Raw genomic sequence first — 16682 nt, 5'->3', positions numbered from 1 at the left:
CTATGTCAGATATTATTGGAAAAGTAGTCACGGCTCCTGCTCCGCGGAGGGGTTTTGGGGAACTTTTTGGAGAAGCCAAAAATAAACTGGACCATTTACAAAAAGATATGGCCAGTATTTTACCGGCTATGCCCGGAATGCCTGTAGGAAAATATTTTGACTTGGCAATCGGGATTGATTTCCATGAAACCATTTTTCCACCTATGCCTTTATTGCCTGTACCGCATATCGGGATGGTATTCGATATTATGAGTGCGGTGATGAATGCTGTTTCCAACATGCTTCCGGAGCCTCCTGCGCCTCCTGCTGACGGTTCGGAACCTCCGACAAGTTTAGCTTCCGTCTGTACAGCCATTGTCAATGGGATGAAACCGTCGGTACAGGTTCACGGGCAATGGGTCGCCAATGCGGGAACGGGAATTCAGCATTTACCCGGAATTTTTTTACATATTCCTTTTCCTATTGTAAAACCTATTGCCAGTTCTGAAATGTTTCTTGGAAGCAGTACGGTTCTAGCAGATGGCGGACCATGCAGTACACAGTTTCATCTCGCTTTATCATGTAATTTAATAGGGATACCGGCTCCATTCCGTATTACAAAACCAAAGCCGAAAGTGGCTTTAATGGCACCTACTTCCATGCTGCTGATCATGACTTCAGCCGGGAAACCTGTTTTAGCGGGTGGTCCTCCTACCATTGATCTTTTTCAGCTTGCAATGAGCTTAGGACTGAAAGGAATGGGGAAATTATGGAAAAAAGCGGGTAACAAACTACAGGATGCAATTGACAGGATCAAACCTAATAAACCCAAGCTGGCTAAAGTTTTACAGCCTGTAAAATGCCGTCTGTTCGGAGAGCCTGTGGATGCGGCTACCGGAAGAGTATATTCTACCAATACTGATATTGAACTGCCGGGGCCTATTCCTTTTGTATGGCAGCGTACCTATTACAGTGATGCGGAAGTGAACGGACCGCTAGGTTTTAACTGGCATCACAGTTACAATATGGGATTGTACGACCTTGGAAATGATTTTGCTTCCCTACGTTTGTCAGACGGCCGCGAAACGGTGGTTCCGCTTATAGAAACCGGTGAAAAGTATTTTAGCAGAAAAGAACAGCTGATTTTTAGTAAAGATGAAAAAGGGTATTTGCTGACGGATTCTGATAAGCTGCAGTACAGATTTAACGGGGCATTGAATGAAGACGGATACCGGATGCTTTCGTCCATAGCTACAGCAGATGGATTTACGATCACTTTAGAATATCATTCCAATGGTGGTCTGAAAAAGATCACAGACAGTACCGGCAAAATCATTAACGTAGAAAGTGATTCTGATCATCGCATTACCAGTCTGTATACGGTCTCCGGCAACAGAAAAATCATCTATATTCAATATGAATATGATGAACAGGGAAATATGGTCTATAATAAAGATGTTATAGGAGCAGAAAAATATTTTTATTATGATGGTCATTTGCTTGTGCAGCTCACCAACCAGACCGGCCAGAGTTTTTATTGGCAATATGAAGGGAAGGGAGAGGATGCAAAATGTATACATACCTGGGGTGACGGCGGTGTACTGGAATATTTTACAGAATATCATCCGGGACATACCGTTACAAGAAACAGTCTAGGTTTTACCGCAGAATATTTCTATGATGAGCATCAGCTGATTTATAAAATAATAGATGAAAAAGGAGGAGTTACCCATCAGAAGTACAACCGATATGAGGAACTTGAACTGGTTGTCAACGCTGAAGGTTTCACAACAAAGTATGTGTATACAGAAAACGGGTTGTTAAAAACAGTCGAAAATGAGAACGGCGAGCCAACTCAGTTTCAATATGATGATACTTTTAACTTAACAAAAGCCACGACTCCCGGCGGAGCAGAAATGGAATGGAGCTATGATCTGCTGAACCGGATTGTTAAAAAGAAACTCCCTTCAGGGGAAAAGCTGTATTATCAGTATGACAAAATGCATCTGAAAAAAATTACAGATGATAAAAACCGTTCTGTACATTTCTTTTACAATAAGGCACATCAGCTGGTGCAGATTATCTATCCCAACGAAACCTATAATAAATGGGACTATGATGCGATGGGTAATGTAACCTGTGAACGTGATGTGCGGGGTAATTTGACTTACTATACCTATGATGATGCCGGAAATGTGGTGTACATCAAAGAGCCTGACGGCAATGAGCATTACTTCGAGTATGATACTTCCTATAATATAATTCATGCGAAGGATGATTTACATGATGTACGGTTCAGATATGGCAGCCTGGGTATTCTATTAAGCCGTACCCAAAATAACCGGACTGTAAAATTCGGATATGATACCGAATTGCAGCTTAAGAGTATCAGCAACGAAAAAGGGGAAGTATACCGGTTTGCATTGGATGGGCTGGGAGATGTGATCAATGAGTGGGGATTTGACGGGCTGCACCGTCAATATGTACGCGATGCAATAGGAAAGGTGAAAAAAGTAATCCGTCCGGATAACCGCTGGACAGAATATGGCTATGACGGTGTCGGAAATATCATTATGGAACAGCATAATGACCTCTCATTTACAGGCTACAACTATAATAAAGACGGCTTTTTGACCGGTGCCTTGAATCAGGATATCAGCATCAAAATACATCGCGGTAAGGATGGCCGTATCCACAAGGAGCAACAGGGACAGCATTGGATCAGTAAAACATTCGATAAAGAAACCGGTGTTTTATTGATACAGAGTTCATTGGGCGCCCATATCACAAGTCAATATGATCATTTTGGACAGGTAAAGGAAATGGAAAGTGGCGGCTGGAAAGCCCAATGGCATTATGATGTTACAGGGCTGGAAATACAGCGTGAACTGACCGGAGGCATCAGCCAGATTACGGAGCATGATCAACAGGGCCGTGTGGTGCGTAGAAGCATAAACAGCCATAATGTTGAGCAAAACCGTACCCGTTATTTTTGGGGTAAGGCCAACCGGCTTTTAAAAACGGTCAATGAAATCACCGGAGCCAGTGCCCATTTCAATTACGATTCATGGGATAATCTGGTGAGCGGAACCTATCAGAACCGCCAGCTGGCTGAAGCCATTTATAAAGCACCTGATGCAATCGGTAACCTGTTTGAAACGCCGGAACAGACGGACCGTACATACGGTGCAGGAGGAAGGCTTTTAAAGGATTTGCGCTATAATTATTACTATGATGCTGAAGGAAACCTGATTTTTAAAGAATTCAGAAAAAGCGATCGGTCCGCAGCTCTACCACCATCCACTATAGAACATAAATACGGAATCAGCCTGATGGGAAGCGGCGTTGGCTGGCAGTATGAATGGAAAGGAAATGGAATGCTTGCCAAGGTAATATTACCACAAGGTGGTGAAGTTATTTTTTCTTATGATCCTCTGGGAAGGCGTATTGCTAAACAATACAAAGATAAAGTAACCCGCTGGCTGTGGGATGGAAATGTCCCTTTGCACGAATGGCAGTATGAGGGAAAGTTTCCGCCGGGGCTGGCTATTGATGAAGAAAATAATGTAGAAGAAATTCCGGAATCTGCAGAAAATGTAATAACTTGGCTGTACCAGGAGGGAAGTCTTACGCCTTGCGGTAAAATTGCTGGAGAAGAACAGTTTAGCATTATCAGTGATTATTTAGGAACACCGACTCATGCTTATGATAATGCAGGTTCTCTGGTTTGGGAAAGGGAACTGGATATTTATGGTTCGCTTCGGAAAGGGGACAATGTATTTGTTCCGTTTTTGTATCAGGGACAGTATGTTGACTTAGATATTGATTTAGTATTTAATCGTAATCGATGGTATGATCCGGAAAGTGGATTATATACTCAACAAGATCCTATCGGAATTGTTGGAGGATTGCAACAATACGCCTATGTTCATGATACCAATGCCTGGTTAGATGTATTTGGGCTAACCCGGGGAGCAAGAGTCAATAAACTGCCGAAAAATTTACAGAGAAGGCCAAAATGGAGAAAAGGAATAATAGATGATTTAAAGAAAAATAATCCTAAAAATGCAGACGGTAAATATCTTGATGCTAAAACAGGGCAGCCCATTGAACCCGGAAACGAGGTGGTTGGGCACCAGAATCAGTCATGGCGTGAATATCAGGAAGATCCTGCCAATGCTAAAAAAACAAGAGCTCAAGTAATAGAAGATTATAATAAACTGAGCAATTTAGGATTTGAAGATAGTAAAAGCAGTTCGAGTGACGGCGGGAAATTCAGAGGGCATGAGCATTAAAAAAACAGATAATATGAAGCACATAGAAGATCTTAAAAAGATTATAGTTGATTTAAATTTCAAGGAATTAGAAGAAGCTTTAAATCAATATAATATTGAAGAACATGATAAATTTGGTAATAATATTTTACATTACTATGTAAATTATTTAAATAATAAAGGGAAATAGATCATAATTTTAAAGATGTCATTAATGCGTTTTTAGAAAAAGGATTGGATATTAATGAAAAACAAACGACAGGTCCTTTTCAAAGAACCCCTTTACAGATGTCCGTAGTGTTAAATCTTAAGGAAATTTTTGATTTCTTATTGGAAAAAGGAGCGGATGTTAATTCTGTGGATGCTAATGGAAACACTATTTTGTTTAATGCTGTTTTTAATTATAATAAGGATCATGAAAGTTACGGATACTATATTTCAACGCTTTTAAAGAATAATGCAGATCCTGCTGTAAAGAATGCACATGGAGTTTCTGCTTTGTCTTTATCTCAGGATATTGCCAATTCAGATATCAATAAATACTTTGATAGCCTTTGAGATGATTTAGGCTGAATATTTATATATAATCAGTATGAATGGGCTTTCCCGGTTTTTGAGAGCTCCGATGTAATATTTGAAATATTTTTTCGGCTCGCGGTAAAATTGTCGGAGAAGAACAAGTTAGGATGATCGGTGATGATCCGGGAACTCCTGCCCATGTTTATAATAGTTGTGCCCCTTCGATTTCGGAAAGCGGCCGGATGCATAGATTATGAGCAAATTAAGATGAATGAAGCGCAGGGCTGTTAAGGCAGAAGATCAAGTTCAATAGGATTGTTGTCTTTTTTTAACCGCTCTTTTTCCATGATTTCCATATCTCTTAACACCTCCTGAGCAGTTCTCTTTTTTCCACTGGCATTGATCTGGTCACCCATGATACCGATCCAGCGGGCAACAGGGTTTTCCCGGAAATCCCTGTATAATTTGACATATTGGGGCTGACTGATCTCTATAAAATGATAACTCGTCTCATCAGGATATACAAAATCTGTATTTACATTTTGTATACCTTTGAGTTCAAAGGAATGATTTCGGCCCTTATCTTCAATGGCAAGGATCAGCCCCGGCAGCCCGCGGAACTTATAGGGACCATCCTGAATGGGAATATCTTTGGTAAACCAGGCAGTCCATTGTCTTCCTGCAAAGCCGGTTGTGGCTTTTTGGACTTTTAAGCCTTGTATCTTACTGAATTCAGGAAACAAAACCCATTGCATGGTACGCTGATCATTGACTAAATACCAATCTGCGCTGACAGGTGTTGCCCACTTTACATTTTTCGTACCGGTATATTTAATAACCCGGTCCGGATTATTTTTCTTTTTGGAATAGGTGTCTAAAATCCCCTTTTTACGATCCGCCGCTATTGTTGAATCTGAAACATACCTTTCATAAGAATAGTACTCAGATTTCTTTTCATCAACAGACAGGACCATGACCTCGGATATCGTATTTACTTTTTGGGTAGAATCAGGAATATAAACATGTTCATACATGAAATTTCTATGCTGGCTGAAGATAACACCTCCCAGACAGAAAAACACAACTCCATACCATATCTTTTTTATAAATGTCATTCCGCTGTATTAAAAGTTTCTACAATATACCAATAAAAAAGATCACAACAGGGTGATCCTTCTTGTTTTTTACATCGTTTACAAATCCAGGATCCATTTTGTAAGATCGGTTTACCGTGGAAGTTCTAATTTCTTTTTAAGTCTGTATTTCCTTGTCTCGGCGGCCCTTAGCGTGATGTTTTCGAACTGAGCCATTTCTTTAGTCGTAAGGTTTAATCTTATATAAGCACAAAATTTTAAGTCGTAATCGGTTAATTCGTTATGATGATCATTTAGTTTCTGATAAAAATCAGGATATACTTCCTTAAAACGGGTAAGAAAAAATGGACTGCCTGTTTCTGCCAGTTCGATGATCTTATCAAAAGATTCGTTGACCTGTTTTTTTAATTTATCCGTCTCTTTCAATTGTTTTTCAATCATCTGATCTTTTTTCAGTTGTTTTACGGTAAACTTTTTCCAAATCAATAAAACCAATCCGGCGCAGATCGCCATAATAATGGAACCCCAGATATATAACCTGTTTCTTTCCTTCTGTTTTTCTTCCTTTTGCTCTAGTAACAGGTTATTGACCACAATATCCACCGCTTCTTTTTCTTCATTTTTGATGCTGTCATTGATGGCCTTATATTTCTTAAAATATTCATTGGATCTTTCCATATCATGAAGAGATTCATAAGAGCCTGATATAGAATCATAAGCCGTTTTTATAAAATTTTTAAACCTCACTTTCTGAAAGTCAGCAAGAGATTTCTTATAATATTCCAGTGCTTTCTGGTGATCTCCTTTTACCGTATTTAATTTTCCAAATCCCATCATGGTAATTCCTTTGATGGCAATGATTTTTTCATCAGGAGCCGTAAGAGCTTTATTAAGATAGTATTCTGCAGAGTCTAAATTCGTTTTGCCGGCAATAAAATGATCGGCAATTTTGGAATAGGTGATCGCACTGGACATCACCTTCAGTGTTTTTTGGTCTATCCTGTGTAAAGAATCCTGTTGGCTGAGAAAATTAAGTCTTTTCCAGGTATAGCCATAAAATAAAAGATATTTTTTTTGTCGCTCGTCCGGAATCTTTTTGGCATAGTCTAATGCTTTATCAAAATTGATATTCGACTGTTCGCGCATTCCCAGTTTTGTATAATTTTTGGCATATTCGTTATAGATCCTTGCCCGGAACAGAGGATTATTGCTGCCTTTCATCTCTTCTTTGGCTTTATCCAGATAATGAAGACTTTCCTTTAACTTATTAAAAGAGAAGAGAAGATAAGCGATATTGGTGTATACCGTCACAATTCCTTCTTTATTTTCTTCTTTTTCGTATTCCTGAAGCCTGTTCATGTTGAAATGCAATGCTTTTTCATACTAGCCCCTGTTATGATACTCTGCCGTGATCTTTACATCTTCCGGTAAAAATGAATAATCCTGAGATCTAAGGAAAAGCGATAGAAATAAAAAGAAAAGTAAGAAAAAATTTCCTGAAATATAATTGAGGAACATGTGGTAATAAATTTGATATCAAAATTAATTAATTGTTACTAATAATACGATAAAAAATAGTATCCGCCAGAAATTTTTTGTACACCGTCATAAAAGATTTAAAATTGATTTTGTTGTTTGTAATCAAATGCTTATCAATGTTTTATTATTTTGAGTGTATATGGAGTAGTCCATATTTGTGATCCCCGGTGTACTTTTTCAGGATCATAATGATAAAGGCATGCAATTTTATAGGGTATGCCTTTTTTAGTGCTCTGGTCATTACAGTCATAAATTTTTCTATGGAACCAAAAGGAATATTTTCGAAAGGCAATATAAATATTAAGGAAAACCTATTAAAGTTAAATAATTCTAAAAAAATACGTTAAAAATAGACCTTCCATGATTACTGAATATGTACTACATTGTTTATGTAATGATTTGAAAAACAGTTGTTTATTTTCTTGTGTAGAATTGTAGTACCTTATTTTGGGGGAAGGGGCCATAAATTTGCAGACATAATCCCGAAACAATCAGTTGACGTCAGACCGGTTTTTTTCTGAGTTCGTTTCATACGGTTCAAAACACACAGGAATAAAAATTTTCCAAACTCAAACAATGTAAGAAATGAAGAAAAATATAATTATTTTATTAGCTCTGCTGTGTTCTGCTTTGCTTTTTCTCAGGTAGGGGTGAACACACCAGAACCACAAGCAACCTTTGATATTACAGCAAAAAACGCAACAGGAACTTCCACAGCTGCCATAACAACGCTGGTAGCCGCGGTATCAACTGTACAACAGGTTCATTCCTTATACCTTATACAGCAAATGGCGGAACAGTAAGTGGAACGATAAATGGAGTTCCTGTAACGGCAACCATTACGTCTACAAATATTCAGCAAGGACCTGCAGTGTCTAACTGTTTCGGAATTACTCAAAATGCTACTTTCCGTGCAGCCGGAACAATATGCAAATTGCGGTTATGGTGCAAATACCACTACTGCACGTCCTGCAGAAGGAGTATGGTATGACGAAATAATTATAGGAATTACTCCTTCAAGCAGAAATATCGAAATGATTTGTGTAGGAAGTATCCAATAAAAATAAAAAAAGTAACAGGAATTACTCTTGATCGTACAGATCATTATCCCAAGTCGTAATTCCGGTTTCATTAAGTGTTTGTGTTTTGAAAGCAGGGATCCCAGATTTTCATTTCCCTGCTTTCTTTTTTACATGTTTATTTTTTCAATAACCTTTATAAACAATATACAATGATTACATTAAAAAAAGTTTTCTATTTATTTACAGCTTTTACTTTAGCCACAACAGCTGTATCCTGTTCCAACGATGATGACCAGATCATAAGAGAAGAACAGCTGACTCCCTCACAGATCCTGTCTTCCACTCCCTGGGAAACTACAGGAGCAAAGGATAACAAAGGAAATAATGTTGCACTGGACCATCCTGCTGTAGCCGGTTTTGTCGGTTTTGCATACTTCAAAGGAGATGGAAATTTTGCTATCTACGGACTGAATGATGTTCTGCGATCAATAGGAAAATGGGCTGTAGATCCATTAGGAAAAACCAGAACCATTACAGCACTTCGGCCAGACGGAACCGCGATTTTTACGCGTGACGTAGAAATTCTTGAGCTTACTAAGAATGTGTTCACATACAGAATTCATACAAATCCTAATGATTCTTCTGTATATTATGACATCATCCATACAAAAATAAATCATGCAGAGCCTGCAAACGGACAGCGTATATTAGCTTCTACAGCTTGGGAAACTACTGAAGCCCTTGATAATACAGGGGAGCATGTTGACCTGAATGATCCGAAAGTAAACGGTTTTGTAGGATATGCTTATTTCAGGGCTGATGGAAAGTATGCGATCTATGGCCTCAATGATATCGTAAAAAATCAGGGAGACTGGTCGATTTCTCCGGATGGAAAAACAAGAACCCTTGTTGCAAGAAATCCTGATGGAACTATAGCTTGGACACGTATTGTAGATATCCTGGAGCTCAATGACGGAAAATTCACGTATAGAATAATTCCTGATGCAGCCAATCCTGCAGTCTATTATGATATCGTTCATAAGCCTGTAGACCACCTGGAGCCATAATCATCATTTATTTTCATTATAAGGGAAAGCCTGTTCATTTTTTAGTGAGCGGGCTTTTAATGATCGTAAAATAACATCCTCTTTGCCCTCAGCTCGAGTTAAAGTGAACTCCACTTTTTCTACAATCTTATTTTCTGATTCAGCACGTGTAAATCCCTTTATCCATAGTGCTTAAAATACATTGGGATATAGGAATTGGCACTATATTTTTAATAAGGATGTTCTGAAAAAAAAACTTATTTCTTACATTGTCTTCTATTGTTCATTATTTTTGTAGTCAACTAGCTGACCAGGCAATTTTTCTAATATATGAACAATACATTTTCTGACAACAGCCAAATTGGAATGGTTTCTTCTTTTTCTGAACTTGTCAATACCAAGTTCCAGGGAGCTATGAATGCAATATGCTGGCACAGAAACTTAGTGGGAGATTTTAAAGAAATTGTATCCCAACTTCAGTTAAAAGAGAACATTACAGAAGTTTCCCTTGAAGATCTTTTAGCATTGCCGCTCTCAGAAAATGGCAATGCGGCAAGAGAAATTATTGTAAGTGATGTACAGGTATTGGCAGATTTTGGAGCCTCACCTTCTCTCAATTTACTAAAGTGTTATGAACGGGATGAAGAGCTGGATTTCATTTCAACTGACGTATATTCCTATCATGTCGATCGTTCTCCCATTGGAACGGATACTTTTTTATGCACCTATCATGGTGCAGCAAGTGATATTATACCTAATAGCCAGGTTGAACAGAAAATTTTGATTCCGGAAATCCGGGAAAAGCTTAAAAAATTACATGACGGTCCGGAAACTGAATTTGAAACCTTCCTGAAAGACTATTTCTTCGATCTGCATTATCAGCCTAAACCCAATGCGGAACCTGTCAATTTAGGCTTAGGACATCTTTGGCGCCTGGCGGTAGATCATCCGGCACAACAGGTCTTACCTTGTGTTCATAGAGCTCCTGTTGAAAACGATGGGGAGTATCGGCTGCTTTTGATTTGTTGAAGGATTATTTGGGCAAAAATGTCACCATGCTATTTGCACGATAAAGAAGGAAGTACGAAGCGGAGGAGCGTATCAAAAAAGATGTAAGCATGACTTTCAGAGCACCTTATCCGCAGGAGCACGAAATTGCCTTTCCCGTATGAAACGATTCTAACAAGGGAATCGGTGACTATTCAGTTTTCCGCAAGTTGACGTTTTGAATATATCCGCCCCTGACGGTCTTGTTGTCTTCAACAAAGATGATCTGATAAAAGGCACCATTTTGCTTACCTGTTTTTATTCGTGTTCCGGTACTTAAGGTATCAAGAACAGGACTTTTGAGATTTGCTTTTCTATAGACGGGGGCAGCGGATGTGACCTGTACATTGGGTCTGTACCGTTCTTTTATGAGTGCGTGGTCGCGCTTGGCATACCGGTAGATCATAGCTGAAAACAGCAAAGTTCCGATGATGAAAACAATATTTCGGGCCTTATTTTTCATGTCAATCTAGTTTTTCAATTCTCTATATTCCATCTCATGCAAGCAAAGGCTTGCAAAATAGGCTGCATAAGCAAATACAATTCCGACAGAAACACCATCACTCTGGAGAAATCTGCCGATATAGTATCCTGATAAACCATATAAAACCGAGAAAAATAAAGTCATGATATACCTTGAGAGGCGCCATTTTAAGAAAAGGAATATAAATAGTCCGGTGATAACAGGAACAGCAACAAAATTGATTGCCCAATGGTAATCAAACTTTTTCCACAGGAATACACTCAGGATAATCACAGTTACAAATGTTTCTAAAATAACAACACTGATCTCGGTCTTTTTATAAAAATATATTCTCCTCATATGCTTAATATTGATCCGTTATGAGTCACAGTACCGCCGGATTTATTGGTTTTTTCCTTGAAACTTATTGAAGATTAATTCATTAAGTAATATCAAATCCAGCCGTAATTTTTTAATACTGTTTCCTGTTGAGTTAAACTTGTGGTTGTTTGCCCATTGAATGTCCAACAAAATTCTTTCATTGCACAATAAGCAATGAATTTCTTTGCATAAAAAATTGGAATTGCAACTATAAAATTATCATTCGAAAATTCTTCTTTTGCGTTTTCTAAAAGTTGTTTCAATCTGTGATCTAATTTTTTCATAATTTATTTAGTCTTGTTTAAATCTCATATCTTCATATTTTGATCGTTCCGTTTTCAAAGATACCAACCAATCCAAATACATTTCCTCTGGCATACTGCGATAGCCTATTTTGTGGATATGAGTATATTCTTTATTCATTAGATCAAATAGTTCTTTAGCCTTTGAATTGCTTAATGTAGCCTGAATATCTTTTGTATTCTGTTCTTTCATTAATTTTTGAAACTGTTTTGTATGGGTTTCAGCCTGTAATAGTAAAGCATTAGGCAAATAAGGATATATTTGTATTGCTCTTTCAGCACATTTCAAAGCAAAACTTCCCTCATTCTCTGGATAACTTCTGTTGTAAGCATTAGCTAAATCCACTAATAATAATGCAAGGCTTTCTTTATTGTTCAAGGCTTTCATAAACACACCATTTTTAATAGCATCTAAATGAATAAATCCCGAAGCAGACAACCAAGCATCAATCGGAAAAATACCACTTGTAAGCTCTGTATTATACCAACCGATTGATTTAATATTATGCTTGATGTAAACATGGTTTGGTGCAAGAGCTAAGTTAGCATCAATTCCTAATTCCTCAGCCAAAATCTTATACAGATATGGCATTGAATTACAGTTGCCTTTTTGGGTATCTAATAATTTTGATACAAACAGATTAGACAGTTCTTTATGTCCGAATACATCCTCAAAATCGTAAGTGAATGGCTTGTATTTTATGATGTCATTTCCAAAAATAACAGGTGTAGACTGACACATGACAGTATAGATTGCTGCATATTTATTTACTTTTTCAGAATCTTTTTCAGAATAACTCAGACTTCTGTTTTTAACTAATCGGTTACAGAAATTTGTTAAAAAACCAATTTTACGGTTCAAGCCTCCTGTATCTAACTTTCCTTGATAGTATGCATTTTCAACGCCAAATACGGCTTCTTTAAAGCTGTATTGCTGTCTGTCATTGAGCATATTGTCAATAGTTTGGTAAGCATCGGAATAAAATTTATTTTCCTGACTTTTTGAAAGTCCGAAAATCAGGCAAGTTAAAATGAAAAGTATTTTTTTCATTATTTTTGTTTTTTCCATTGGAGAATGTAGTAATCATTTTGTGGTAAATACATGACTTTTTCCAATATTACTTTATTATACAAATATTTTGTTTTTGTTCGGCAGAATAATAATGATTATATTTAATAATAGTTGAATCATTTAAAATATACTCATTAGGTGAATCAACGCCCTGTTGTATTAAATCACTTACTGGAATTATTTTAAAAGAATACTTTTTTCCCAACTCTATTTTTTTACATTTATTAATGTTATTTTCTCTAAACACTTCTATAATATCATTATTATCTGCTACTAATACACTAACATCTTTATTTTCTTTAAAAGAGATGATTTTTCTTGTAATAGAAGTTGGTTTTGAGCTGATAATTGCATTTTTGGTCTGACAATTATACATGATAATTGAAAATAATAAGAAAACTATTTTTTTCATAAAATTATTTTTTTAGTTTTTTATCATCGGTATAAACTTTATATAAAGGGATTGTCTGAATTTTTCCATTAGAATCCTTTTTCCCCGCAAATCCTTCATAATATTTTCTAGGATTTGTACCGCCAGTTTCAAATCTTGTTCTAGCTGATATAACTAGATTATCATAAGGCATCATGCTTCTTGTCAAATCATGGAATTTATTGAAAACAGGATTAGGATTGCCAGAAGTACTAATAGAAACATCACTTTTGGTTTTTAGAGATTCTTGTGTAATAAGAACATTTTCTACAACCTCATGTGTCATTCCAGTGCCTTTTTGAGTTCCTGTAAAACTCTCGGCATTTCCTAATACTTCAGGGTTTGTATATTGGGTTCCCGTGCTAGTATTTGTTGTTGAATTATAATCAGCTCCCCCAAAAGAACCACCAGGAATTAATCCTCCATTAGGAGTTACATTATTATTATCAGCATATATTCTTGAATCAATATTAGTATTTTTTATGCCATCATATAAAACCTTATCTGTTGCAGACAAGTTATTGTAATCACTTTTACTCAAATTTGCAGTATTTAGTTTTCCATTTGAATCCATTGTCATAGCAAGACTACTATTTGATTGTAATTGTTCAAATCCTTTTTGTGCTAAATTTCCCAAAATATGAATATCCTCAGGAGCCAGACCTGTGGGATCAATATTTCTCAAAGGATTACTTTGAGCATAATTATAGGGTGACCAATCAGGAAACTCTTCACTGAGTGGATCGGGAGACATCCAACGTCCGTGAGTATCACCGATAGGTTGTGCATCGGGATCGGATAAATCAACTTCCCTTACCTCGATTATATTCTTCCTTTTTGTGTTATACTTTATAGAACCAATTATTACAATGCTATCCGTATCGTGAAATTCCAAATATTTACCTCTGGATAATGTAGCAATCTTTGGATAAACTCCATATTTGGCAAAAGGATTTCCAATAGCAATATTCTTTCTTCGTCTTTCTGCTTCCAATGGTGTTAATGAATCTTTTGTTTTTAGGACTTCATCCATATACGGACGGTTTCTTTCTTCTTTTGTCAATTTAACCGGATTTACCCATTTCTTTTCTGTTTTGGGTTTCTGTGTGGTTTGAGTTTTCTTCTTGACCTGTGCCTGTGTAAAGCCTGTTATGAGTGCAAAAGCAATTAATAATATTTTTTTCATAGTCATTTGGTTACTTGTTAAAGTTATTTATTAATTTTTTATAATCAATCATTTGTATTAAAATATCTATGTTTTTATCGGAAAATATATAGGTTTTTGTTCCTTCTTTTTCTTTTCCTGTGCCTTTTTTACAGCTTCCTGTTCCTGTTTTTCCTTTTGTTTTTGAAGTTGATACAAGCGCATTCTTTCTGCCAATGCTTCGCTTTCTTGCTTGCCTTTTGCTGTGTTCAGACTTCCGAGCCACGATTCATAAGCAGAAGCAGGCATTTCGGCATATCCTAAATTGTCAATAGTGTTAAACTCTTCGTTGACTTGCTTTAGCTGTTCAACTGCCTTTGGAAAATACCCGATTCTCTGCAAGTCCCTCTTGTCTTCGGGATTAATACCTAATTGTTTCATCACATTTGCAAATCTTACCTGACTGACATTTGCCTTTTCCATATTGGGTGCTATTCCATTAGGATAAAGTTCTAACGCTTTGTCAATAACCTTATTTACAAATTCATCATAGCCAAACTTGCTTACATATCCTCTTGCTAAATCAAAATAGGCCATTCCCAACAATTCTTTTTTGCTGAGATTGTTCATATAGATTTTATTCTGCAAGGCTTCTGATTTGATATATCCTGATTCTAAAAATGCATTATCAGTAGGAAACATTCCATTGGTAAGTTCCATGTTTCTCATAGTTCCTTCATCATCCACAAAACGGATATAAGAGTGATTGGGAGCTAATGATAAATAAGCTTCTGTATTCATTGCTTCTGCCAACATCAGATAGTACAGAGGCATTGAATGGCATTGTCCTGAGCCTGTTTTAAGGAGTTTGGAAACAAACATCTTGGAATAGTCTTTTTGTCCCATATAGTCCTTAAAGTCGTATTCATAGGCTTTATGTGTTGTACCTCCTAATTTCATGTCCTTAGAGAAATACTCAAACAGCATCAAATTTTTAGAAACATGACTTTCTGTGTCTTGTTTCCGTTCTTTCATTTTCTGTAACAGTTGTTTTGCTGTTCTTTGTATTCCTGATTTAAATTGTTGCAAATTCTGTTTGTTGTCGTAAAAAGCATTTTCTACAGTAAAATTAGCTTCTGTTAATGAATAGTTTTCTGTATCCATTCCAGAAAGTTTGTTAAATGCATCATAATAGGCTGTTGTTCCTGCTTTTCCTGATAACGATGGCATTTCATACGATATATTTCTACCGTCTTCCACCCACTTACGGAATTGCATTTCCCGAACTTCTGCCATATCTTGTTCTATACCTCGCATTACAGCATCATTCTGTGATCTTGCTTGTGATTCATAGGTATTATGTTGTTGAGCTGTGTTTGAAGATCTTTGATAGGAACTTGGTAAAGACGGAGCATAATTCCTTTGAGAGTTTCTACCAATTGTAGGACTGCCGTAACTCATATTGGAATAGTTACCCAAGTCGTTGGCTTCGGGTTTGGAAACAGTAGGCAGGTTCGGGATTTGTGCATATCCTAATGAACTTGTAAACAGGAAAATTACTGTAAAATAAATCTTTTTCATTATATTTTTGTGGTTATTACAAAATAAGCATTTTTTAGTTCACGTCATAGTGATTAAATTATACTTTGCTTATACAAAGCTACATGGTTCAACGTCAAAACTTGATGTGTTTTATTTTTTAGATAAATAAATTTTGATATTATTCAATAATGGAAGTTATTAAAATCTTCTTCAAATCTAAAAATATTTCAAAAAGACACTAATAAGATACTCCTTTTTAGTGGTAACATAAAAGAGTGTTATTTACAAGCTTTGTAGTCGTCCAAAGAAACTGCTATGAATAAAGATTTTTCCAAAGAAGAGGTTCTGAAAAAACTAGGGAACAGAATAAAATCCCTGAGAATAAAAAAGGTTATTCCAGTTATGAGTATTTTGCTTATGAGCATAATATTTCACGTGCACAATTCGGAAGATATGAGAGAGGAGAAGATTTAAGATTCAGTACTCTTGTTAGAATAATCAAGGCTTTTGATATGGCTTTTGAAGAGCTATTTGCAGAATATATTCTGCCTGACGGATAGATAAAATATTCTCGGACAAAGCCAAAGTCTCTTTATTTTCTGTTTTTTCTTTAGCAGTTTTTAGGAGAGGAATGTAAAAACATTTTTAGATTTTCATAATCTCTAAGGTGCCTTTTTCCTTCACTATTAAGCTCAGAACCTCTATAGTACTCTATAGAAAGGCTTATTCCACCATCTTTTAATTTTCTTTCATGTAAGGATATTTTCATAAGTGGTACGTTTGTACCTCTTATTGATTTGAAGTAGTACAAGTGTAGTAACAAATATA

Annotated in this window: 17 protein-coding genes; 7 read left to right on the top strand and 10 right to left on the bottom strand. The window is 36.5% G+C overall.

Annotated features, from left to right (window positions below; translation table 11 throughout):
• The first annotated feature begins 2 nt into the window (after positions 1-2).
• From MUW56_RS02985 to MUW56_RS02975, 3 genes are read left to right on the top strand one after another with little or no spacing between them, the layout of a single operon-like run.
• A complete protein-coding gene (locus MUW56_RS02985; protein WP_292011791.1) occupies positions 3-4274 on the top strand; it encodes a DUF6531 domain-containing protein in 4272 nt (1423 codons plus the stop codon).
• 13 nt (positions 4275-4287) lie between these two features.
• Positions 4288-4443 carry a hypothetical protein gene (locus tag MUW56_RS02980; RefSeq protein ID WP_292011790.1) on the top strand — a complete coding sequence of 52 codons (156 nt, stop codon included), beginning with the start codon at positions 4288-4290 and terminating at the stop codon, positions 4441-4443.
• Positions 4440-4811: an ankyrin repeat domain-containing protein gene (locus MUW56_RS02975; RefSeq protein WP_367118556.1), complete on the top strand. Its 372-nt coding sequence runs from the start codon at positions 4440-4442 to the stop codon at positions 4809-4811. Before MUW56_RS02980 ends, MUW56_RS02975 begins: the two co-directional genes overlap by 4 nt.
• A 248-nt stretch (positions 4812-5059) precedes the next feature.
• Here the strand turns inward: MUW56_RS02975 and MUW56_RS02970 are convergent, their stop codons facing one another.
• Positions 5060-5887 (bottom strand): GLPGLI family protein, encoded by an 828-nt coding sequence (locus MUW56_RS02970; protein WP_292011789.1) that lies wholly within the window; start codon positions 5885-5887, stop codon positions 5060-5062.
• A 111-nt stretch (positions 5888-5998) separates the two neighbouring features.
• On the bottom strand, positions 5999-7225 hold the full coding sequence (locus MUW56_RS02965) for a hypothetical protein (RefSeq protein WP_292011788.1): 1227 nt from the start codon (positions 7223-7225) through the stop codon (positions 5999-6001).
• Positions 7226-8304: 1079 nt separating this feature from the next.
• Here MUW56_RS02965 and MUW56_RS02960 point away from each other — a divergent pair.
• The 3 genes from MUW56_RS02960 (at position 8305) to MUW56_RS02950 (ending at position 10502) form a co-directional block, all read left to right on the top strand.
• The gene (locus MUW56_RS02960; protein WP_292011787.1) at positions 8305-8466 is read left to right on the top strand and encodes a hypothetical protein; all 162 of its coding nucleotides are present in this window, start codon (positions 8305-8307) and stop codon (positions 8464-8466) included.
• 170 nt (positions 8467-8636) lie between these two features.
• A complete protein-coding gene (locus tag MUW56_RS02955; protein ID WP_292011786.1) occupies positions 8637-9494 on the top strand; it encodes a DUF4822 domain-containing protein in 858 nt (285 codons plus the stop codon).
• A 309-nt stretch (positions 9495-9803) separates the two neighbouring features.
• Positions 9804-10502, top strand: a complete 699-nt coding sequence (locus MUW56_RS02950) for a DUF1826 domain-containing protein (RefSeq protein ID WP_292011785.1) — start codon at positions 9804-9806, stop codon at positions 10500-10502.
• Positions 10503-10671: 169 nt separating this feature from the next.
• Here the strand turns inward: MUW56_RS02950 and MUW56_RS02945 are convergent, their stop codons facing one another.
• The 7 genes from MUW56_RS02945 to MUW56_RS02915 all read right to left on the bottom strand — a co-directional run bounded on the left by MUW56_RS02945 (position 10672) and on the right by MUW56_RS02915 (position 15893).
• Positions 10672-10983: an SH3 domain-containing protein gene (locus MUW56_RS02945; protein WP_292011784.1), complete on the bottom strand. Its 312-nt coding sequence runs from the start codon at positions 10981-10983 to the stop codon at positions 10672-10674.
• A 6-nt stretch (positions 10984-10989) separates the two neighbouring features.
• On the bottom strand, positions 10990-11343 hold the full coding sequence (locus MUW56_RS02940; protein ID WP_292011783.1) for a hypothetical protein: 354 nt from the start codon (positions 11341-11343) through the stop codon (positions 10990-10992).
• 92 nt (positions 11344-11435) lie between these two features.
• On the bottom strand, positions 11436-11648 hold the full coding sequence (locus tag MUW56_RS02935) for a hypothetical protein (RefSeq protein ID WP_292011782.1): 213 nt from the start codon (positions 11646-11648) through the stop codon (positions 11436-11438).
• Positions 11649-11655: 7 nt separating this feature from the next.
• Positions 11656-12717 (bottom strand): hypothetical protein, encoded by a 1062-nt coding sequence (locus tag MUW56_RS02930; protein ID WP_292011781.1) that lies wholly within the window; start codon positions 12715-12717, stop codon positions 11656-11658.
• 67 nt (positions 12718-12784) lie between these two features.
• Positions 12785-13150, bottom strand: coding sequence for a hypothetical protein (locus tag MUW56_RS02925; protein WP_292011780.1), 366 nt, complete (start codon positions 13148-13150; stop codon positions 12785-12787).
• A gap of 4 nt (positions 13151-13154) precedes the next feature.
• Entirely contained in the window at positions 13155-14354 is a 1200-nt protein-coding gene (locus MUW56_RS02920) for a hypothetical protein (RefSeq protein ID WP_292011779.1), read from the bottom strand.
• Between the two features lie 66 nt (positions 14355-14420).
• Positions 14421-15893, bottom strand: a complete 1473-nt coding sequence (locus tag MUW56_RS02915) for a hypothetical protein (protein ID WP_292011778.1) — start codon at positions 15891-15893, stop codon at positions 14421-14423.
• A gap of 332 nt (positions 15894-16225) precedes the next feature.
• On the opposite strand from MUW56_RS02915, the gene MUW56_RS22795 reads away from it, so the two are divergent.
• A complete protein-coding gene (locus MUW56_RS22795; protein WP_367118555.1) occupies positions 16226-16414 on the top strand; it encodes a helix-turn-helix domain-containing protein in 189 nt (62 codons plus the stop codon).
• A gap of 50 nt (positions 16415-16464) precedes the next feature.
• Here the strand turns inward: MUW56_RS22795 and MUW56_RS02910 are convergent, their stop codons facing one another.
• Positions 16465-16623 carry a hypothetical protein gene (locus MUW56_RS02910; protein WP_292011777.1) on the bottom strand — a complete coding sequence of 53 codons (159 nt, stop codon included), beginning with the start codon at positions 16621-16623 and terminating at the stop codon, positions 16465-16467.
• Between the last annotated feature and the right edge of the window lie 59 nt (positions 16624-16682).

This window comes from Chryseobacterium sp. (assembly GCF_022869225.1).
GTDB lineage: Bacteria > Bacteroidota > Bacteroidia > Flavobacteriales > Weeksellaceae > Chryseobacterium.
This window is presented reverse-complemented; position numbering and strand designations above follow the sequence as displayed.